Raw genomic sequence first — 22079 nt, 5'->3', positions numbered from 1 at the left:
CAAGGCGCAATTTTCACGCGCCACGGCGCTCTTCCGTCATTCACACCTAAAAACAGGCGTTTCACGGCGGATTTGTCTCGCTTGGGAACAGGGTTCCTCTGCAATGCACTGACCAACTCTGAAAGTAAATATTTACTTTGTATTTTCAGTCAGTTAGCCAGAAGCCGGCCACCGACACAGGCGCTACGGCGCTCACTAATTCCAGAATCCCATATTTTCTTTGGGCTTATTTACAAATTGGTAGGCGGAGCAATGGCCTAGAGGGGGATTTCAGCCAAAAAAATAAGGGAGGGCTCTCGCCCTCCCTCTCTCAAACAAAGGTTAACTAGTTAGAACGTCCAGCGCGCAAACAGTCTCGCGTTGAACGGACGCTGGAAGCCAACGATCGGGTTCAGGCCACCAGTGGTTCCCTGGTACGGTTTCAAAAAATCAGCATTCGATACCAGGAAAGACCGGTCTTGGTTCTGGTCTACACGGAGTTGTGTTCTTTGATTGGTGATGTTGAACAGGTCAGTGCCCAAGTGCAGCATCTGACGTTCAGTCAACTTAATTCCATACTCCGCGTGGATGTCGGCTTGCCCATCCGTCGGCGTACGGCCCAGCGATCCGCGGCCGCCCACCGGTATCTCACCGGAGTTCTGGTAAGCGGGGTGCGCCCTCAGATCGTTGATCGGAATGCCACTCTCAACTCGAACGCCAGTTCCCAAAGTTAGGTTCTTGAGGAAACTTGAACTGAACGTATAGCTGAGATAGCTGTTGATGATGTGACGACGGTCGGTGTTGAGCCAGCCCACCGCGAATTGGTCGCCCAGCAGGCCGAAATCGCCCCGGACAAAGTCGAACAGCGAGCTGATGCTCGGATCGCTCTGGCCATTGTCATTGCGGAAGGCGCCTTCGTAGTTGCCGGAAAGCTCAGACCAGCGGTAGTTGGTACGCATCTGCCAGCCGGCGCTGAAGCTCTTGTTGACTTCAAACTCCACCGCCCTGTAAATGCGGACCGGATTGACAAAACCGTCAGGTTTGCCATCCGCCCCTAAGAGACCTGCCGTAGCAGGGTTGGTAATGCAGAAGTCTCCCACTGGGTTGCCAGCGAAGTCGGTCGCAGTACCGCCCGATGCGCAAGAAGCGGGAAGGCCCCCCGCCGGATAATCAACCTGAATTGGATTGATAAACAGATCTGTCCCTGCGCTCGGGTTGCTGATCAGGTAGTTCTGGTTGAGGCAGCACTGGAAGGCCTCCGGTGAAATGCCGGCCATGTCCTCCACGATCCGCTTCAGCCTGCGGTCTATGAAGCGGACGTCCACGACGATCCCTTTGGGGAACTCGTGTTCAATCCCGCCCATCCACTCTTGCAAATACTGCATTTTGGTGCCGGGAGCGATGCTGGTCGTTGAAGACAGGCTGGCGCCGCTGACGGCAGTGACGTAATGCGCATCGTCAAGGATCGGGTTCACCAGCGTGCCGTCCGGGTTGAGGGCAACATTTCCGGAAGCATCGGCCACCGGCAACCACGCGGTTGCGCCGAAGTCCAGTTCGTTGCTGAGCGAGCGGATCGCCATGTCGAGCGGTATGGCGTAGCTGTACCGGGCAAAGTTGCCATAGATCTTGCTCTTCCGATCGCCGAGGGGATCAATGGAGAGACCAAGGCGGGGAGACCAGTTATCAGTGTAGGTGTAGTGGGTATGGAACTTCTGGCCCGTCCTGAAGTCGGTATAGGGCGTGCCCTGCATACGTTGCTGCTCCCAACGCCACCCAATGTTCATCGTGACATGGCGATTGGGCGACCAGGCATCGTTCACGTAGGCGGCATGGTAATTGCCGTCCGTGTCGAATGGCACCTTGCCGAACTCGCCTCGGGTTTGGCGAAGGTACACACTCTTTATCCCGGCTCCAGGAACGAACATAGTGGGGCAAGCACCCGCAGGAGACGTACAGAAAGCGCCGGTTGCCGATGTTACGCGTAATTGGAATGCGGCATCGCTGACCAGACCGATTGCGCTCGCGTCAAGTCCCTGGCCGCGATTCGGATCCAGCGCCATGAGCGCTGTAATAGGAAACGATGGGCCTGAACGGGAGCGGTTACCCTTGTAGAAGTTGCGTTCATAGTGATAGCCGATCCCGAAGGTATGCGAACCTAGCTTGTCCACTGTCTTCTGGGTATCGAAATTCAGCCCGTAGTTGTCGCCCTGAGTGGTTTCACTGAATCCCAGACCCTGGCGAGTAAAGATGCCAGAGAGCGGCCCCAATGGTCCATCCAGCGTCCCAGGCGTGAGTGGGGTTCTGCATGAGGTTGAGCCGGTTGTGCCCGTAAAACCGCAACCCGTGACGTCGAGGATTTGGTAAATGTTCGGGGCCTTCGGCGTCTCGGTCAGGTAGTTGTGTCCCCACGAGAACGACGCGTTGGCCAGCCATGTCGGCGAGAGGACGCCGTTGTAGCGAGCCACCCAGTTGCGAGTACCGTTCGAAAGCTTACTGAAGGTCGTATCGCTAAAGGTGCTGGTGGTGTTGAACGCGCCAGTGTTGCTGCGTGTTGGATCGCCGTACACCGACGACTCTAACTGGTGCTTGTCGGAGAGCTTCCAGGTCAGCTTGGCTGCGTAGTTGTAGAAGGTCTGTTTGAGGTCATTCGTCGTGCCGACCAGCGGGAAGTTGTAAGCCCCGTGCAGAGTCGCGAAGCGGTCGAATTGAGTCTTCCACGAAGGATTGAACGATCCAAAGAAGAAGAGCTTATTGCGCAGGCCTGGGACATAGCCGCCGATTTCGCCGGCGACGTCGTAACCCTGGTCGTGAAGCAACAAGCCGGTTTGGTTCAACCGGTTGAAGTTATCGGGGTTCAAACGCTGGGATTCAAACGCTTTTGGACCAAAGAACCCTGAAATACCGCCATGGAAGTCGTTACCGCCAGACTTGGTAACGATCTGCACCAAACCGCCTGTGCTCTTGCCGTATTGCGGCTCGTAGCCAGCCGTTTTGACCTGCACTTCCTTAACGAATGAGAGGTTAATACCGGTGGAGAGCGATCCATAAACGCGCGAGAACACGCCGATACCACCGAATGCGCCGTCAGTGATGTTTACGCCATCCGCCACGTATTGATTCTCCAGGCCGCTGCCGCCGGAGATTGACGGGTTCGCCGGACCGGTGCCGCCGCCCGAGGTCACTCCAGGACTGGCATAGAACAGACCGGTGACATTGCGGGCCACCGGAACTCTGGAATAGAAGTCATTGTTAAGGTTGGTGCTGACCGCAGTAGATGTCGTGTCTACCGTGACTGCAGCCGCACTCACCTCGACTACCTCACTCGCGCCGCCTGGCTCGAGCTTCACCTGAATGTTCGAGTTTCGGTTGGTGAAAACCTGGATTCCCTTCACATCAGCGGTCTTAAAGCCCTGGGCCTCAGCTTTCACCGAATAGGCACCCGGAACCAGGAGGTCAAAGTAAAACCGCCCGCTTCCGTCTGTAGTTGCTGTCCTCGTGCCCTGGGGCCCGCTCAAAGTGACCTTCGCGTTGGGTACCACCGCGCCGGACGGGTCAACTACGGTACCGCTCACATTGCCCTTCACGGCAGACTCTTGCGCTAGAGCCGTAAAAGTAAAGAGCAACACCAAAACAAGCGCCAAGATTGAAACGTACTTTCTCATTCTTCCTCCAAAGAACCTGGGAGTTCTAAAATTCTGGGGGTGGCCTTTGCGTGGCCGATATACCTGGGTACCCCGGGCCGCTGCCTTTCGGCGGATAAACAGCTAGTTGTTATTGCACTTTGTTTGCCGCTGCTATGTGTCGATATGCAGTAATTCTTTCAATCACTTACGAATCTACTGGCATCATCGGTTTCGGATTTCCATAGTGTACGGGGATGAACTGCTATGGAATTTTGAATAATTTTGGGGCCAAAAACCACTTCACTGTGGTGAAGCGGTTGAAACCGGGGCTATGACTCGGGATGAGCTGACATCAGCTGTTTGCCCTTTTGTTCAGCGGCTGCCGCTTTCTGCAGGTCGCCAGTCTTCCGATAATATTCAGCCAGACCGAGCTGCAGTGGCCCGCTCCCCGGTTTCAGGCTGGCGGCTGACTCCATCACTTCAACCGCTTTTCTGGTGTCTCCCGTCTTGTCGAAACTCTCCGCGATCCTAACAATTGTTTCGTCGTCGGTTGAGTTGCCGATGCCGCTTTTTACATAAAGATCGGCTACGCGCGAATATTCCTGGTGGGCGAAATACATTTCTACCAATTTGCTGCGGAAACGCTCTTCGTTAGGACTCTTCGCATAGGCTTTCTGAAACCACTCCAGCGCGTGCTCGCGATCTCCGAGTGCCTGGTAGCAAGTCGCCCTTTGATAGTCTGCCGTGCCGCTTTTGGCTCTCTCCGCTAAGCCCTCGTCGGAAACATCCCACGCAGGCGAAGCGGTCGAGGCCGTTAGCACGCTGAAACTTAGCGAGCCATAGGTCTTCGCTTGACTGTCCGGATCACGCAACGTCATAACCAGCCGATAATTCCCCGGCGCCAGATCCACGGTCGGTATCTTTTTTCCGTTGAGGACAGAGCCGCCCGGATCCAACTGATCGAGGGGAATTTCATCGTGCAGCGTCTTGGTGTCCTTAGCTCCCATCCTGCCGAATGAATAATCCACGTCAAGCTTCTTGCCCGCTCGAGAAACGTTTCCCGCCGGCGCATCCCACACTTGGTAAAAAAACTTTAGTTCTCGGCCTTGGGTCAACTGCAGTTCCTGGCCCGCCATGGGAACAAATTGCACGCCTGCGCCACTGAACGGCAAGGTTTGTTGCCCTGGCTCAATCATGCTTGCATCTGTAAACGGAACGAGATTAGAAACCTGCAGTTCTCCGGGTTGCACTTCCGGAATTGCTACCTGTACCTCACGACGGTAGGCAGCATTGCGCAACAGGTCGGTCAGTTGGAATTCCAATTTGTACTTGCTCGGAGGAAGTGGCAACCATCCTTCAAACCCGAACACCTTGCCCTTAATCTCTTCGAATTTATCTTTTCCTATTTCCCGCGCGATCTTTTTCTCGTCAGTAAAAATCAGCTTGCCGGCCGCGGAATAAACTTTTACTGCGGCAAGAATTGAGTAGTAGTAGCCTCCTTTGGAGGCCTCTCCCACCGTAAAATCCTCCGGCTTCTTGAATCGCAGCACGTAATGCAAATTCATATCGCCTGCGGCGTCACGGAGCGGGACAGTAAGCACATCCAGATATTCAGGACCCAGGATGAGTCGGTGGGTCACGTCCTCGAGGAGCCGGCGACGGTTCGCCAGCTGTTCTTGCGACAGCGGATTGTTGGCAAGGTTCCGGATGGTCGCCAGCATCACATCAGATTGCAAACTGATTTGCCCGCCCTCCATATCCACAGGTTCATCGGGAATCAGGCTCATCGTGACCCGCGCGACATCAGCCCCAGCATCGTTTGAGATGATCTTCAGCGCTTCTGCACGTTGCGGCCCCGCCACGCTGTTGATGAGCTTTTCCGGCCCATCGCCATAGGGACTATAGATTCGGAACTCACTGCTTGGATCCCGCTGATAAAAGACCACGTAGAAAAAAGGCGGCAATGCCTGGTTTGCGTTGGAGTAGAACCAGATCTCCATGGGCGCGATCTTTTGCAGCCCAAGCAGTTTCTGCTTTTGGGCGGGTTCACCCAAGGTTATATAGACGCGTCCCATGTCGGTTCGCCAGCCTTCGGTATGGCTCACGTGCCCAAAGTACTGGTTCGCGTACGTGATTCGGCGATAATGCTCAGTCTTGTAGGCGTTGTCGGGTGAAGCTGGAGTCGGATTGCGTATCTCCCAGAAGCGCTCGATGAATTGATCTCGCGCCTGATCGCTGGTCAATCTCAAAAACGCATCTTTTTCCTGGTTCGTAATTATGTAGGCTGCATCTTTTGTCAGCCATTCGCGATAGTGGGGAGAAAGCGCAGAGGCTTTATCTTTTGCTAAGCAGAGACTCGGTATCACCAGCAACAGCGCTGTGATCAACGTTACCAAACGCACGCTGCGGCGCCGAGCCGAGAGAACATCACAACCCACAGAGATAAACATCAGAACTATTAGGGTATTGCGAGCTGTGGCGGAGCGTCAAGCCAGGCACTCCCGCGTCCTTCCTTCAATTATTTAAGTCATTCGCGTTCGTAGTGGTACTAGAATGTCCTCCCCGGGGAGGCACCCATGAATTACCGCGTTCGAATCACTTTCCTCTTACTTTGCGCACTGCTGGCCAGCGTTCCCGCGCGTGCCCAGATGAAGCAAACACCCTCTCACCACACTGAAATTCACGGAGTTGTTCGTGATGCTGTGACTCACACTCCGCTCTATCACGTCCTTGTCAGACTGGAAGGGCAGGGCTTTGACACTCAGGCTCAAACCGACACGGACCAAGCGGGCAAGTTCGATTTTCAGAATCCGGGCCAGCAGGTTTTCATGGTTCACGTCCGGCAGAGGGGCTACAAAGAAACCATCCAGCAGGTTGATCTCACGATGGCCACGACGGAATACGTCATGTTTGATCTTCAGCCCGACCGGAAGGACGTTCCAGCGGCTCTACCTCCGGAGGGGCCTCAAGCCGGTCTGAATGTTCGCGACGCAGCAGTGCCGGAACCGGCGCGCAAAGAGTTTGCCGCCGGCAAGGTGCTATTGCTGGAGAAAAAAGACCCGCCAAAAAGCATTGAGCACCTGCGGAAAGCCGTCAGCCTCCACCATCCTTATTATGACGCCTACATGATGCTGGGCATGGCTTACCTTGAGGACGCCAAGCCCGCCGACGCCAAGTCTTCATTGGAAAAAGCGATTCAGCTCGAACCCAAACTGCCCGACGCCCACATCGCGCTCGGCATTCTTTTAAGTCACGAGAAAGACTATCCCGCTGCTGAAAAGAGCCTTTCCCGCGGCCTGGAACTCAATCCCCAAGCCACCGCCGCCGAATATGAACTGGCAAAGACCTACTTCGCGATGGGCAAAGTGGAGGACGCGGAACCGCACGCCGCCAATGTTGCCACCACGCATCCGGAATTTCCTCCCATCCACGTGCTCTTGGGAAATATTCACTTGCGAAAACGAGACAACGAAGGCGCGGTGCGGGAATTTAAGGAGTATCTGCGCCTCGATCCCAGCGGCCCCATGGCAGAACAAACTCGGACTTTCGTCAACAAACTCGAGAGCTCGAGCGCAGCCTCTAACAAGTAGCTCACCAGTCGGACTTCATGGTGTAGTACCCCGTCCGATGGCGCACCGCGAGGCCCGAGCCGGCGGGCCCGTTCACCTGAATCTCAATGCGCCGGAACTGCGAATCCGAGAGCCGTTGCGACGGGTAATAGGCCAGCAGGTACTGTGTTCGTAGTTCATCGCTGATCTGGCGAAACGCGGCATCCAACTGGGCGATCGAGCTGGCATAATAATGTTTGCCGCCGGTGTCGCTGGCAATTTGAATCAGCGCGTGTTCGCCGCCAATGTCGCGCCCGGCATCGGCCTCAATCGGCACCACGATAATGCTGTAAACAATTGCCTCAGATTCCTGCGCCGCCCGCAGCGCCTCGGCATAACTCGTCTTGCTGGAAGTATCTCCGCCGTCGGTGATCACGACCATCACCTTCCTGCCCTGGCGGTTTCCCAACGCACGCGCGCCCAGATACAACGTGTCGTAGAGCGCGGTCGCCGAGCCCACATGGATACGGTCAATCGCCTGGTCTATGCGCCGCAGGTCGGGCGTGAAGGTCACCATCTCATCCACTGCGTCGCTGAACTGATACAGTGTAAGCGCATCCACCGACCGCAAAATCGCGTGCACAAATCGCCGCGCCGACTCCGTCTCCAGCTTCAGGTCCTTGCGCGTGCTCAGGCTGGCGTCAATCGCCATAACAATGGATAGCGGCAGCGCGGACTCCTTCCCGAAAAACGCAATCTTCTGCGGACGCTTGTCCTCCCACAGCGTGAAGTCTTCTTTCTTCAGGCCCGCAACCGGCGAGCCGTGCTCATCCACCACCGTGGCGAATACGTTCACCAGCTTTACGTTGACCTTGAATGTGGTGCTCTGGTCGTCTTCGTTGGCACTTGGTGGGCGCGTCGAAGAGGGCGGCCGCGCCGTCGCCGGATTGGAATCTCCGTTTTGTGCCAGCCCAATTAGGCTGAACAAAAACACGACGGCCGTAAGCGCCAGGCGCGCAATTTGCCTTGGGTCAACAAAAATCATGGAAACTAGTCACTTAGATGCTGCCGGGATGCCTGCCCCCGCCCGTGACACCTCTGCCGGAAACGGCTCCCCATCCGCCCACACCGCGCCATCCTCAAAATGTTCTTTCTTCCAGATGGGCACCGTCTTCTTCAAGGTATCAATCAGCCAGCGGCAGGCGTCAAACGCCGGCCCGCGATGCGCCGCCGCCACCGCCACCAGCACGCTGGTCTCGCCGATCTGCAACCGCCCCAGCCGATGCACCAGCGCGACCTCCCGCACCTTGAACTGCTGCAGCGCGCGCTCCGCCAGCTCTTCCATCTGCTTCAGCGCCATGGGCTCGTAAGCTTCGTAATCGAGATAACGCGTACGCCGCCCGCGACTATGATCGCGGACGATTCCCTCAAACACCGCTACCGCGCCATCCGCCGGCTGCTTGATCGCGTCCGCCACCGCATGAGCATCAATCTTCTCCCGGACAATCCTCGCGTGCTGTCCGCGTAGCGCCGGGGTCCCGCCGGCAACTCCAGTCATCGCCTGTGTAGCGCGGACACTCCGGTCCGCGGCCTTTGCTTTTGACGTTTTTCCCTGCCTCGTCTTCCCTGCCCCCGACTTCCCACCACTGACCGGCGGTATCAACGCCACTTCATCGCCCTCGTGCAGCGGCGCATCCGGATTGCTGTACTCCTGGTTCAGCGCCACCGCCATCACGTCGTAATAAGGCTTGAGCGCAGGCGCCATTGCGGCATACTTCCCCAGCAGGTCGGAGACGCGCGAGCGCTCGGGCAGCTCCACGCTGTCGCGCTCCCGCCCCGCAACCTCTTTTAACATCCCGAAAAATAGGACTCGGACGCGCATGGCTGACAGTAAGTCAATACGCAGTTGCCAGTAGTTTATCGCAGCGTTAGGGTGGCCAGGCTAGACCACGGATCCGGTGACGATCGGCAATTAGTGCGAGAACGGGACCTCGGATTCCACGCCAGCGTAGTTGTATTTCTCTCCGTACAAGTCGCGGAAAATCTTGAATGCGAGATTGCCCGTGCAATGGGCCGGAGCCACGCGCTGCACCCCAAGATCGTCTTTCATCAGCTTCGCGACCTTCAGAATGTAATCGCCGTCGTAGGGAAACAGGTGGAATCCGCCTTCGACCAGGTCAACGTTGCCGCCGAGATACTCTTTGGTGGCCCGGATAATCGCTTCCACGGTGCTGTGCGAGCAACCCGTAATCAGCACCACGCCTTTTTGTGTCTTGAGGGCAAGCGACAGTTCGGGGAACCCTGCCAGATCGGGATGTCCGGGCTCATGCGGGGGATAAGCGTTGAAGTCTCCCAGCATGATCGAGCGCGTCACGATCAGATAAATGCCAGGAGCGATCTCCCGGGTCGCCGGCACAAACTCCTGGTTTATTCCATGAAAGCGAGAGTCGGGTGTCCAGGTAATGGAATTGACCTTGCCCCTGAAGTACAACTGCTCGGGTGGAAGCCCTGCCAAGGCTTCTTTCATGTCATGCGAAAAAGTATAGAGGGTGGGTGCGCCCAGTGCGGGGTCGGCAGGCAGGTACGCTTTCACGTCAGGCTTGATCTTTAACATGTAGTCAAAACCCGAAATGTGGTCCAGATGGCGGTGCGAAAGCACAGCAATGTCAACCTGCTTTAGGTCTACACCTAGCGCCTTGACGTTGTGCTCGAATCCAGCAGCGGTATTGCCAGTATCGAAGAGAATGGTTTTGCCGTTGTAGCGGACCAGTGCCGAGAAGCCCCAGTCGAGCATCGTGCCGCGCTTCTGGTAGCCGAAGGCGTCGTACAGATTAAGTATTGAATTTCTGTTTGAAGCGGAGACCTCGGTAGTCTGAGCAGAAAGAAGAAGTGGCTGGCAAACGAGCAAAAGAATGATTGCCCGCGAGAAATTGCTCATGGTATCTCCAATGCAGCCCTCCGGGAGCAAACCCGGGCGAGACCAGCGCATGAAGCCGACCCGCTGAAGCCAACGCTAGTCCTGCCGGGTGGCGAAGATTACTTGCCTTTCAGCTCCACCAGCACAAGATCGAAAGGCTTGGCTGTCAGGTTCTCCGGCAAGTGAGTTCCAGCCGGAGTCACCATCACGTCGTGGGCTTTCCAGCTGCGCTCTTCTGCTTTCCCGTCAGGATAGGTGAACTTCACGCGGCCGGCGTTCAGAAAGGTAGCCACGGAACTGGGATGCTCATGCATCACTGATTTTTCGTGCGGGCCGTAATGCACGCGCAACACCCGTACCTGATCGTTCTCCTTTTCTATCTTGTAATGTTTCGGGTCCACCTTGACAGGATCTTGTGCGAAGGCCAGCGAAGCTAACAGACATGCGACCATACACAGCAACATGTTCCGCATTTGCGTTCCTCCCATGGTACCGTGAGATTTTTTGTCCCGGTTGCGCGGGAATTGTGCACCTTCTCCGCGTGCAGGTCAAGGTTGGGGAGCCCGGTAGTGGGCTACTTTAAATCTGAACACCTTATGGGTGGTGGCGCAGTTTGAAAAGCGATTGTGGTACTTGCATCAAGTATTTTGGCTTTGTAGAACGGATCGGCTAGACTTAACCGCCCCATCAGGTCGCCTCTTAAATGAGAGAAAAATCGGCGTTCAATATAGCCAAACAACGCACCGCCAAAGGCGAGGCCCGACAGCGCGAAGTTGATCGTTTAGAAGAAATGGCGGATATTCTTGACCTAATCGAGGATGAAGAAGTCCTCGAGGATCTACTTAAAAGTAGGTTCGGAATAACGCGGGGACATGAACGCTATGAGAGAATTATCGCGACTTGGCGCGCGCTGCACCGCTAGACGATTCTACCATCTGACGAGCTTCCGCTACGCGCTTGTCCTTCTCGTCTTCGGAAAGCCCCTGTTCGGTCATGTGCTCCTCAATTAGAGAAGCCATTGCGTGCAACGCTTCGGCACGCGACAATTTACTAGTCTTTCGAATTGGTGGAGCACCCTTCATGCGTCTATTCCTTCGTCGAACGAACTGAGCCACGTAGTTTACTCCCTTGGGTCGGCCCTGCAAGCCGTTATCCGAAATAATGTACGGAATTGCCTTTATTTTAGCTAATTACAATCACTATGAACCAGCAAAATAACCCGCTTGTTCACAGGATTTCTACTATAAGAACTTCGATTCCTATGCAAATGTTCCCCCAGTTTAATATAGATGCGAGGGTGCCGGAAAAGGCACGAAGGTGCTTGAACCAGTGCAGCAAGCCTCATGGTTTAAAGGGCTTTGTCCGTTTAGACCAGCGGCCTTAGCACGTAACGCGTATTCCTGCGTACGTCAGGCGTCGTTGTTGCCAAGCTACGCCTACCCCAACCTTTTCTCCCCTGCGCCCCCATAAGAACCATTACACGGACACCTCAGACTTAGAGGGCTTACAATATTAAGGGTTGGCTGCCCAGATTCAGGGCCAGCGGTAGAGCGCTCGACCGTCAAATGAGTGGCTTGATTTATGTCTGCAGGTCTGTTGCTAATCCGCTTTGCATACCGACTATAGAATACCATTTGTTAGATTGGTAAAATCAAAGTAGTCCACTACCGGGAGCCCCTACCCAGCGCTTATGCGGCGGGCTTCCTCTGCGAACTTCGCGTTAAAGCTCTTGAGCAAAAAAGCGCAAACAAAAATGCCAGCCCTCTTCGAGGCTGGCACTTGAAACTAAAAACTTGAAACTAGAACTGCTCTATATTGGCGCGTTGGTGTACACCGTCTCGCGGATGACCTTCTCGCGCTCTTCGGCGTCCTGGCGCTCTTCGGTGGCAGTGTGCGGCAACGCGATCTCGAGCACTTCGTCAATCATCTTGACGTAGTGAATGGTCAAGCCCTCGAGCTCTTCGGCGGTGAGGTCCTCGACCACATTGGTCTGGTTCTCCGCGGGCAGAATTACGTCGTGCACTCCCGCGCGCTTGGCGGCGAGCACTTTCTCTTTAATGCCGCCCACGGGGAGCACATTGCCGCTCAGCGTGATTTCACCGGTCATCGCGGTCAGCGGGCGCACGCGGCGATTGCTGAGTAGCGACACTAGCGCAGTCACCATGGTCACACCTGCCGAGGGCCCATCCTTCGGGATGGCGCCGGCGGGCACGTGAATGTGAATGTCGTGATCGCTGAAGAACTCAGGCGCGATGCCCAGCTCGGTGGTGTTCGACCGAACCCAGGTGAGCGCCGCCTGCATGGACTCCTGCATCACCTGGCCGATCTGGCCGGTCATGATGAAGTTGCCCTTGCCCTTCATGGTATTGGCTTCGACGAAGAGGATGTCGCCACCGGCGGGCGTCCACGCCAGGCCAACAGCAACGCCCGGACGCATGGTGCGCTCGGCGATCTCGCCTTCCACGCGGATCTTGATGCCACCTAGGAATTCCTCGACCACACCGCGCGTCACCAGCAGCTTGTCCGTCTTGCCTTCGGCGATGCGACGCGCCTGCTTGCGGCAGATGGTGCCGATGTTGCGTTCCAGACTGCGAACACCAGCCTCGCGGGTGTAGTGCCGGATAATGAAGTGGATCGAGTCCTCGGTGAACTCGATCTGGTCCTTGGTAACACCGTTCTCTTCCGTTTGCCGCGGAATCAGGTACTGAAACGCGATGTGTGTCTTCTCTTCTTCCGTGTAGCCCTGGAGCTCGATGATTTCCATGCGATCGCGCAGCGGATCGGCGATGGGATCGAGCATGTTGGCAGTGGTGATGAACAACACCTTCGACAAGTCGAACGGTACGTCGAGGTAGTTGTCGCGGAAAGTCGCGTTCTGCTCGGGATCGAGTGCTTCGAGCAGCGCCGCCGCGGGATCGCCGCGGAAGTCGCGCCCGACTTTATCGATTTCGTCGAGCATGAAGACCGGATCGTTGGTCTCGGCGCGCCGAATGCCCTGAATGATTTGCCCAGGCAGAGCACCGATATAAGTCCGGCGATGGCCGCGGATTTCCGCTTCGTCGTGCACGCCGCCCAGCGAGAGCCGCACGAACTTGCGACCCAGCGCGCGAGCGATGGATTTACCGAGCGAGGTTTTGCCTACTCCGGGCGGTCCGACGAAGCACAGGATCGGCCCCTTCATGTTGGGCTTCAGTCGGCGCACGGAGAGGTAATCCAGAATGCGCTCTTTCACTTTTTTCAGGTCGTAGTGGTCGGCATCCAAAATTTCTTTGGCCTTCAGAATGTCAACTTCACCGCCTGAAGACTTGTTCCAGGGCAGTACGGCGAGCCACTCGATGTAATTGCGAGTCACTGAATAATCGGCGGCCATGGGCGACATGCGCGCCAGCCGGGCTAGCTCTTTCAGAGCTTCTTTCTTGACTTCTTCCGGCATGCCGGCGGCTTCGATTTTTTGGCGGAGATCTTCCGTCTCACGCTGGTTCTCGTCTTGCTCGCCCAGCTCTTTCTGGATGGCCTTCATCTGCTCGCGCAGGTAGTACTCGCGCTGCGTCTGCTGGACGCGGTCCTGCACTTCGGACTGAATCTTGTTGCGGAGCTGCTGGACTTCGAGTTCTTTCGCCAGGTGTTGGTTGATCTTCTCCAGGCGCTTGCGAACGTCGGGAGTTTCGAGCACGTCCTGCTTATCGGTGGTTGAAAGAGATGGCAAAGACGAGGCGACAAAATCCACCAGGCGTCCCGGCTCGTCAATGTTCATTGCCACCGTCGAAAGCTCGTCGGACAAGGTCGGCGAACCGGCGACGATCTGCTGGAAAAGAGTGAGAACGTTGCGCTGCAGAGCTTCCAGTTCGGCATCCTTGGATGAGGCGATGTCCGGAACCGTCTCCACTGTGCCCCGCATGAAGGGCGTAATTTGCGTGAACTCACGGATGCGCACCCGATCCAGGCCTTCAGCGAAGACGAAGAGGCTCTGGTTGGGCATTTTGACGACTTTGTGAACGATCGCACGCGTGCCCACGGCGTACAGGTCGGTGGGCTGGGGGTTATCAACCCGGGCCTCGCGCTGCGCTACAACAACGATGGTCTTGTCCTCGCCCAGCGAATTAATCAGCTGGACCGAACTCTCCCTGCCCACAGTAAGGGGGAGGACCGCATGCGGAAATAAAACCGTGTCCCGCACCGGGAGGATAGGTAAAGATGTATTTTTCTGTTCCATTTCGCGGGAAATTCCTTCTGCGCGCTCAGGTTGCGCTTGCTGTGCCATGTTGCTCCTTGAGTGACCCTGACTCAACTTTTGATGACTTTTCGTCTGCAAAAGATTCACCGCGTGCTCTGATACCACTGAAAAATCGACTGAAAAGCCGAAGCTGCCTGATTGTAGTCCACCGTAAGACCCCTCTGACGTGACGAAAGACACTAAACCAGGAGGCGCTTGCGATAGACTGACAACCCGGGCTGATGCTTCCGCACCTCACTTATAGAGAGCACGCCGACTTTCTTGAGGGTAAAACCGATGCTTTGGACCTTGTTCATCGTTCTTCTGGTTCTCTGGTTACTCGGGGTTATAAGCAGCTACACCCTGGGCGGATTTATCCACATTCTGCTGGTTCTGGCAGTAGTGGCCCTGGTTTTCCAGCTTCTCACCAGCCGCAACACACCAGCCTAGCGGTCGTCGAGCTCGAACTAAACGTCAAATCAACGGCGAGGTCATTTATGGACAAAGATCGGGTGAAAGGCAAGATCAAAGATGTGGCAGGCCGAGTTGAGCGGCAGGCAGGTGAGTGGACTGGGAATGAAGAGACCCAGGCCGAAGGAGCAGCAAAGCAGGTTGAGGGCAAGGTGCAAAACGCGTGGGGCAAAGTGAAAGATGCCGGCCGCGACGCAGTTAAAGACATGGAAAAGAAGTCGGAAGAAATGCGGGACGAGGAAGAAATCCGTAGAGAAGAAGAACGGGGAAAGAAAGATATAGCATAGGTCACTTGTTATCTGTTTTCAGAAAGGCGCTCGCTCGAGCGCCTTTTTTATTTTATGAACGATTTTTAATGATGATGCGATTGGCACTCGTGGTAGTATCCGCCCGTCATTTTCCTTACAAGTCCTGACTTATCCAACTCAGGGATGCCCGAATTCTTGAAAATTTAAAGTTCTTGTAACGCGATATTCATATTCGTGATCTAGTCTCCCTCTCTTACCGGAATTTTAGTGTTTTAGATCCGAGATCAGCTGGGGGGCAAACTATGCGCAGTTCTCTCTGTTCGCTATTCCTGCTCGCGGTCATGACAGTCCTGGCGTTGACACCAATCCATGCCCAAGAACGCAAAGGGATGCTTACGGGCACGGTAACGGATGTAAGCCAGGGTGTGTTGCCCGGTGCCCGCGTGGAAGTACAGCCGAAGAACGTTTCGGTTGCTTCCGATGGCCAGGGACAATTCACGATCACTGATCTGGCGCCCGGTCGCTACACGGTGACGGTCTCGTATGTCGGATACAAGCCGTTTTCGAGTGATGTCACCGTCAATAGCGGACAGGTCATACATATTGATGCGGTCCTGCAAATTGCGTCCCAAACCGAAGTGGTTACGGTCCGTGGAGACCGCCAGCGCGGAGAAGTTGAGGCGATCAACATCGAGCGAACGGCGGACAATATCGTGCAGGTGCTGCCGGCCGAGGTCATCACTAGTCTTCCCAATACCAACATCGCCGACGCGGTGGGACGGCTGCCCAGCGTATCGCTAGAGCGGGATGAGGGCGAAGGCAAGTACATCCAGATTCGAGGCACTGAGCCGCGCCTCAGCAATGTGACCATTGACGGCATCCACGTGCCGTCTCCCGAAGGAGTTAGGAACGTTAAGCTCGACGTCATACCCGCCGATCTCGTGGATATGGTGGAACTCAATAAAACGCTCTCGGCCAATCAGGACGCGGACGCGATTGGCGGCTCAGTGAACCTGGTGACCAGGACTCCAACCGACCAGCCTTACATGACATTTTTGGGAATGGGCGGCTACACCCCAATAAGCGGAGGCAGATCTCTGTACCAGCTCGCGGGAACTGCCGGGCAGCGCTTCGGCACAAACAAGAAGTTCGGTTTACTTTTAGGCGGAAGCTACGATTACAACGCCCGCGGCATCAACGACATTGAGCCCGCGTATGGTTCGCCGGCCGTTTTCCAGGGACCAAACACTATAGATCTGCGTAATTACCGCTATGACCGGACACGCTGGGGATTCGGAGGGGAGACCGATTACAAGCTGGGTGACATGTCCTCCGTGTACTTGCGCGGCCTGTACTCCAAGTTCAAAGACTACGGGGAGAATTGGATCTATTCGCCGAGCGTGGATAATTTCATTACGAACCCCGCCGACCCGAATAACAACTGTAACCTCACCACCATCACGGGGGTTGAGGGTTGCGGCAGCATGGGCTTCACTGATGTGTATCGCAAACCGGAGCAGCAGATTTTCAGCGCCCAGGCTGGGGCGCGACACGCAATTGGAAGCACCCTGCTTTCCTATCAGATAGCTCTCTCGCAAGCCAAGTACACAGGCGGTTTTCCGCGGGCCGGATTCGGCGGGCCGGGCGGCGTGGCATTTGCGGTCGATACAACGGATCCCTTCACCCCCAAGTTTCCGGTCCTGAATGGAGTAAATATTTTTGATCCCAATGCGTACACTCTGGGGTTTGCTTCGGTAGAGAACGACACCATTTTCGAGCGGGACGTGGTGGGAGATATTTCGCTGAATAAACAATATTCTCTCGGCTCGCACTCCAGTTCGATCGAAATAGGTTTTAAGGGATGGGATGCGGGAAAAACACAACGCGATGACAGAGAGGGATTCAGCCCGAACGGCACTCTACCCATGAGTTTGTTTCTCGGTAATTTTAGAGATTCAAACTACTACTTCAAGAATTACGCGTTCGGTCCGACCACCGATTTCAACAAGGTGCTTGCCGCAATCCACGCGGGGCAGCTCTCCGGGCCGACTCCAAACCTTGTTTATAACCTGCAGAACGCCTTCGACATTGGCGAGCGCATCTGGGCGGGTTATGTGATGGATACGATTAGTTTCGGGGGACTGAGGCTGCAGGCGGGCGTAAGAGTCGAATCCACCGATGACTCGCTGCGTGCGAACAAGCTCAATCTCAATGCGGCGGGAGATTTTGTGCCACCCGCGGTCCCGCAGACCTCCACCAACAGCTACGTGAATGCCTTTCCCAGTGTTCAAGCCCAGTATCGGTTCGGGTCGGACACGATTCTGCGAGCAGCTTATGGTATGGGGATCGCGCGGCCCAACTTCGGCGACCTCGCTCCTTTTTTTATTGACGATCCCACATCGAATCCGGAATTCTCTAGAGGAAATCCAAACCTGAAGCCGACGCACGCGCACAACTTCGACGTCGTCGCGGAACATTATTTGCGGCCGCTGGGATTGATCCAGGGCGGGTTTTTCTACAAGTACCTGAATGATCCGATTTATTCGGTCACGGTGCCATTCCAAACCGCGACCGAAGGAACTTTAATTAATGGCCCGCACGCGCACATCGAGGGCATCGAGGCCGCCTGGCAGCAGCGCTTGTCCTTCCTTCCCAGCTTGCTAAACGGCATGGGCGTTCGGGCGAACTACAGCTACACACATTCGCGGGCAAGCTTTCCGGTCGCGATCGGAGAGCGAACTGACCATCCCTCTCTATTGCGCACTGCCCCAAACAACTTCAACTTCGACGTGACCTATGACAGGAAGGGCCTTTCTGCCCGCATGGGTCTGACGCACAATGACGGATACCTCTGGTCCTATGCCGGTGCTCCGAGCAAATTTGGAGACGGGGATACCTACCTGTATCCCCACACTCAGGTTGACGCACAAGTAAGCTACTGGATCCCGCGCAGCCACGGACTCCAGGCAATTGTTTCGCTTCTCAACTTAAACAACGAAGTGTTCGGTTTTTATAACGGCAGCGAACGCTTTCCCATTCAGCGGGAGTATTACAGCCGCACCATCTCAGCCGGGCTGCGCTGGACGTTGCGGAACAAGGAACAGTGACCGACTTTTGGAGGCGAGACAACTGACGCGAACGTTAACCTTATTGTTGCTGGTGGCAAGCGTTTCCAGTTGTCTCGCCCAGTCCAACACGACCGAGCAGAGGCCTCCAGCAAAGAAGACACAGAGTGCTGCCACCTCTGAATACCCTGTGCTGGTGGGCGCCGGCGATATCGCAACCTGCGATGATCTGGTGGGCGCAGAGGCCACTGCCAAGCTGATCGAGAAAATCCCCGGCACGGTTTTCGCCGCAGGCGATCTGGCATACCCCGACGGTTCCGATGAGCAATTCCAAAAATGTTACGGCGCTACGTGGGGACGATTTAAAGATCGCACCCGGCCAGCGCCCGGGAACCACGAATACCGCAGCGGCGGCTCCTCTGGCTACACGCGCTATTTCGGCGAAGCTGCCGGCGATCCATCGAAGGGTTATTACAGTTACGAAGTGGGCGCGTGGCACGTCATCGCGCTCAACAGTGAGTGCGATAAGGTTGGAGGCTGCGACGCCGCATCTGCGCAGTTGAAATGGCTGCGGGAGGATCTGACAGCACATCGAGCCACGTGCACGTTGGCCTATTTCCATAAGCCACTTTTCAGTTCCGGAGTCGAACACGGGAATGATCCTACGGTCAAACCTTTGTGGCAGGCACTCTACGCTGCGGGCGCTGAAATCGTGATCAACGGGCACGATCATCATTACGAGCGGTTTGCCCCTCAGGACCCGAATGGGCAATCAGATTCCCAGCATGGCATCCGCGAATTCGTAGTGGGGACGGGAGGAAAAAGCACCCACCGGACATTGGCGGCGACGCCCCAACCTAACAGCGAAGCCCGTAACGCTGACACCTTCGGAGTACTGAAACTCACCTTGCATTCCGGTGGCTATGAATGGAAGTTCGTTCCGCAAGCCGGGAAGGCGTTCACTGATTCCGGCTCTGGAACCTGCCACTAACAGCTCTGACCGCGGGCAGCCGATTTCAGCGCGGCCATTCTTCAGAGGCCATGGCCCCTCGTAGTACACTCCTCGCGTTCATAAGTCACTCCCAATTAAATCGTTCCGAGGAGATGCATGCTCCGCTTCATGGCTGTGACGCTGTCGCTTTTCCAACTCCTCACAACATTGCTGTGGTCACAAAACAATGTTGCGCCCGATGTGGCGCAGCCTGGGTCTATCGAGGCCATCGCCGCCGCCACTGGCGACAAGCGTTTCATGTCGCCCTGGGTGTCTTACCTCCCAGCCTCGGCCACGGTGCCCTCGCCGCTGACTTTTTTCGGACGAATCACCGGCGCTCCCGGTGAGTTCGCGAACACGGCACAGGCCCAGGCATACTGCCGCATGCTTGCGGCGGTTTCGCCGAGAGTACGAGTGTTTACCATCGGGCGCAGCGAGGAAGGGCGAGAGATCCTCATGGTAGCGATTGCGGACGAAGCCGGAATTCGCGACCTTGATCGCCTGAGAGCGGCAACCGCAGCCTTAGCGGATCCGCGCACTACTGATCCTGCGGCCGCAGAGCGCATTATTCAAAACGCGCGGCCGATTTACTACTTCAATGCTGGACTGCACTCAGATGAATCAGGCTCTACTGAGGCGACTTTGGAATTGGCTTATCGTCTGGCCGTGTCCGAACAGCCGATGATCAAGCGGATCCGTGAGCAGATGGTTGTCCTTCTGAATCCCGTTTCGAATCCCGACGGACGAGACAAGGTGGTGGAGTGGTTCTATCGGTATCTGAAGGGCAAGACCGATTACGCATCGTTGCCCCGGCAGTCGCCGCCCTATTGGTCGAAATATGCGTCTGTGGACATCAACCGCGACTCCCATCAGGCAACTCACGAGACTACGAAGGCGGTCCGTCGTATGTTTTTTGATTGGCACCCAGTCGTCGTGCATGACATTCATGAGGGTATGCCGATGCTGATGAGTTGGAATGGCACCGGCCCGTACAACCCCAATGTTGACCCTATTACCTACGGCGAATTTCTGGCCATGAGCTTTCATGAAGTCGAGACCATGACCGCGATGGGAATGCCGGGAGTCGCGACCTGGAACTTCGGGGAAGCATTCAGCCATTTTTACCTTGATTCCGTGGCCATGAACCATAACAGCACGGGCCGGGGCTACGAGACTTGGGGAAACGGAACGGCGGAGACGGTGAAACGTATTGTTGATCCGGCAGAGATGACCAAGGAATGGTATCGGCCGTTGCCGCCGACAACCCGGGAAGTGACCTGGTCGGCGCGCGACAACTTGAATTACACAGAGACGGGCGCGCTCGCCGTGCTGGATTACAGCGCCGGCAGGGCCAAGGAAATGCTGCGGAATTTTTACACAAAGGGATGGAACTCCTGGCAGAAGGGATTGAACGAGCCGCCATACGCGTTTCTGATTCCGCAGGACCAAGGTGACCACACGCGCGTAGCCCAGATGGTGGAGCGGTTGATGGGGCAACACATTGAGGTCGCACAAACGAAAGCGCCACTCAAACTGAAGGAGGGCAGCTTTGCTGCGGGTACCTATGTGGTGCCCCTGGACCAGCCATATCGCAACTATGCAGTGGACCTGCTAGCGCCGCAGCATTATCCCAAGGACAGCAATGAACCCTATGACGACGTGTCCTGGGAGCTGCCGGCGAACTTTCACCTGCAGGCGATTCCAACAGCCGACGTGTCGGTGCGTTCAGCGGCGCTGACACCCTTGACCGAGCCGCCGCACCCAGCGGGAAATGTGAACGGCGCCGGTCCAGTGTTTCTGTTGAAGGACACAGGCCAGGAGGCGCTTCTTGCTGCGCGATATCGGCTTGCGAGTTTCGGAATTGAGATTGCCGAGCGCGCCTTCAAAGTGGGCGGAACCGACTTCCCTGCGGGCTCGTGGATACTTCCGGCGCAAGCGGGATTAGCTGATGCCGTTCGCCAGACTGCATCTGAGCTAGGCCTGGACTTCACCAGCACATCTGCGGTTCCTGACGTGCAACATCATGCGGCCAAGGCGGCCCGCATCGGCGTCTGGGTGCCATGGGCGGATACGGACTCCATCGGATGGATTCGCTACTCGCTCGATCAGCGCAAGGTGCCCTACACCTATTTGCGTGATGAAGACATCAGAGCCGGCGCGCTGCGCAATCGGGTTGACGTGATTGTCTATGGGCATGTGGACCTGGAGCTGGCCGAGCAAATCCAGGGACTGCCCAAGCGCTGGAGCCCGATGCCGTTCAAGAAGACGCCAAAAACTCCGAGCTTCGGAACGCCGGCAGAAACGGATGACATCACGGGTGGGATCGGATGGGAAGGCCTGGGGCAGCTGCAGCAGTTTGTAGAAGATGGTGGATTGCTGGTCACGCTGGGCAGCGGCTCAATGCTTCCCTTGGAAGCGGGAATCGTCCGCGGGGTGCGGCGCGCGGCCGGTGGTGTGCCTCGCAGCACTCAGGGCGGCGGTGGAGCATCGGCAGCGGCGGCACAGACCGCCCCGACCCGCACCCCCGGCGCGCATGTGCGGGTGACTTTCGATCGCCCCGACCATCCGTTGGCTTATGGCTATTCGCCGCGCACCTGGGTTTTTCGGCAGAACTTTCCCCTGTACGACGTGCCGCGTCACTGGCTGCGGATGGCCTATTGCACCACCTGTCTGGATGGGCCGGAGGACCGCAGCGGAATTGTCATGGAGTGGGGAGATCGCGAGGGCGCGCCGTTTGTGGTAAGCGGACAAGCCTGGGGCGAAGACCGGCTCGTTGGTCGACCGGCAATCCTCGACATGCCCGTCGCGCATGGGCATGTAGTAAGTTTCAACTTCAACCCGCTGCATCGCGACATGAATCGCGGCGATCATCGCCTGGTGTGGAACGCGATCCTGAACTGGCAGGCGATTGTGGCGGGGCAGCGATAAGCTGATCATAGTGCCCAACTACTTACTGAGTGTCGAAAAGAACGGCTTTGCGGTTATCCCGAACTGCGGCCAGCGGTGGATCAAGCGGAAGTAATC

The 22079-nt window shown here is 56.3% G+C and carries 14 protein-coding genes; 7 read left to right on the top strand and 7 right to left on the bottom strand.

The annotated features are described in order from the left end of the window. Nucleotides 1–329: 329 nt before the first annotated feature. Entirely contained in the window at nt 330–3641 is a 3312-nt protein-coding gene (locus tag VFA76_07675; protein HZR31717.1) for a TonB-dependent receptor, read from the bottom strand. Between the two features lie 290 nt (nt 3642–3931). Beyond that, entirely contained in the window at nt 3932–6004 is a 2073-nt protein-coding gene (locus VFA76_07670) for a GWxTD domain-containing protein (protein ID HZR31716.1), read from the bottom strand. 174 nt (nt 6005–6178) lie between these two features. Here VFA76_07670 and VFA76_07665 point away from each other — a divergent pair, with 174 nt between their 5' ends. After that, nucleotides 6179–7192, top strand: a complete 1014-nt coding sequence (locus VFA76_07665) for a tetratricopeptide repeat protein (GenBank protein ID HZR31715.1) — start codon at nt 6179–6181, stop codon at nt 7190–7192. 1 nt (nt 7193) lies between these two features. Here the strand turns inward: VFA76_07665 and VFA76_07660 are convergent, their stop codons facing one another. The 4 genes from VFA76_07660 to VFA76_07645 all read right to left on the bottom strand — a co-directional run bounded on the left by VFA76_07660 (nt 7194) and on the right by VFA76_07645 (nt 10540). Continuing rightward, on the bottom strand, nt 7194–8195 hold the full coding sequence (locus VFA76_07660) for a VWA domain-containing protein (protein ID HZR31714.1): 1002 nt from the start codon (nt 8193–8195) through the stop codon (nt 7194–7196). A gap of 9 nt (nt 8196–8204) precedes the next feature. Continuing rightward, complete coding sequence (locus VFA76_07655) at nt 8205–9032, bottom strand: molybdenum cofactor biosynthesis protein MoaE (GenBank protein HZR31713.1); 828 nt, start codon at nt 9030–9032, stop codon at nt 8205–8207. Between the two features lie 90 nt (nt 9033–9122). Beyond that, nucleotides 9123–10088, bottom strand: a complete 966-nt coding sequence (locus VFA76_07650) for an MBL fold metallo-hydrolase (protein ID HZR31712.1) — start codon at nt 10086–10088, stop codon at nt 9123–9125. Between the two features lie 98 nt (nt 10089–10186). Next, the gene (locus VFA76_07645) at nt 10187–10540 is read right to left on the bottom strand and encodes a hypothetical protein (protein ID HZR31711.1); all 354 of its coding nucleotides are present in this window, start codon (nt 10538–10540) and stop codon (nt 10187–10189) included. A gap of 230 nt (nt 10541–10770) precedes the next feature. On the opposite strand from VFA76_07645, the gene VFA76_07640 reads away from it, so the two are divergent. After that, nucleotides 10771–10989: a hypothetical protein gene (locus tag VFA76_07640; GenBank protein HZR31710.1), complete on the top strand. Its 219-nt coding sequence runs from the start codon at nt 10771–10773 to the stop codon at nt 10987–10989. A gap of 888 nt (nt 10990–11877) precedes the next feature. Here the strand turns inward: VFA76_07640 and lon are convergent. Then, nucleotides 11878–14280, bottom strand: a complete 2403-nt coding sequence (gene lon / locus VFA76_07635) for an endopeptidase La (GenBank protein HZR31709.1) — start codon at nt 14278–14280, stop codon at nt 11878–11880. 297 nt (nt 14281–14577) lie between these two features. Here lon and VFA76_07630 point away from each other — a divergent pair, with 297 nt between their 5' ends. The 5 genes from VFA76_07630 to VFA76_07610 all read left to right on the top strand — a co-directional run bounded on the left by VFA76_07630 (nt 14578) and on the right by VFA76_07610 (nt 21983). Next, a complete protein-coding gene (locus tag VFA76_07630; GenBank protein HZR31708.1) occupies nt 14578–14730 on the top strand; it encodes a lmo0937 family membrane protein in 153 nt (50 codons plus the stop codon). A gap of 47 nt (nt 14731–14777) precedes the next feature. After that, the gene (locus tag VFA76_07625; protein HZR31707.1) at nt 14778–15038 is read left to right on the top strand and encodes a CsbD family protein; all 261 of its coding nucleotides are present in this window, start codon (nt 14778–14780) and stop codon (nt 15036–15038) included. A 263-nt stretch (nt 15039–15301) separates the two neighbouring features. Next, nucleotides 15302–18106: a TonB-dependent receptor gene (locus VFA76_07620; protein ID HZR31706.1), complete on the top strand. Its 2805-nt coding sequence runs from the start codon at nt 15302–15304 to the stop codon at nt 18104–18106. Nucleotides 18107–18254: 148 nt separating this feature from the next. Continuing rightward, nucleotides 18255–19055: a metallophosphoesterase gene (locus tag VFA76_07615; protein ID HZR31705.1), complete on the top strand. Its 801-nt coding sequence runs from the start codon at nt 18255–18257 to the stop codon at nt 19053–19055. A 117-nt stretch (nt 19056–19172) separates the two neighbouring features. After that, complete coding sequence (locus VFA76_07610; GenBank protein ID HZR31704.1) at nt 19173–21983, top strand: M14 family zinc carboxypeptidase; 2811 nt, start codon at nt 19173–19175, stop codon at nt 21981–21983. The last annotated feature ends 96 nt before the right edge of the window (nt 21984–22079 follow it).

The sequence above is a fragment of the Terriglobales bacterium genome, from assembly GCA_035651655.1.
GTDB lineage: Bacteria > Acidobacteriota > Terriglobia > Terriglobales > Acidobacteriaceae > DASRFG01.
Note: the sequence above shows the minus strand (reverse complement) of the source record. Positions and strands in the feature narration are given on the sequence as shown.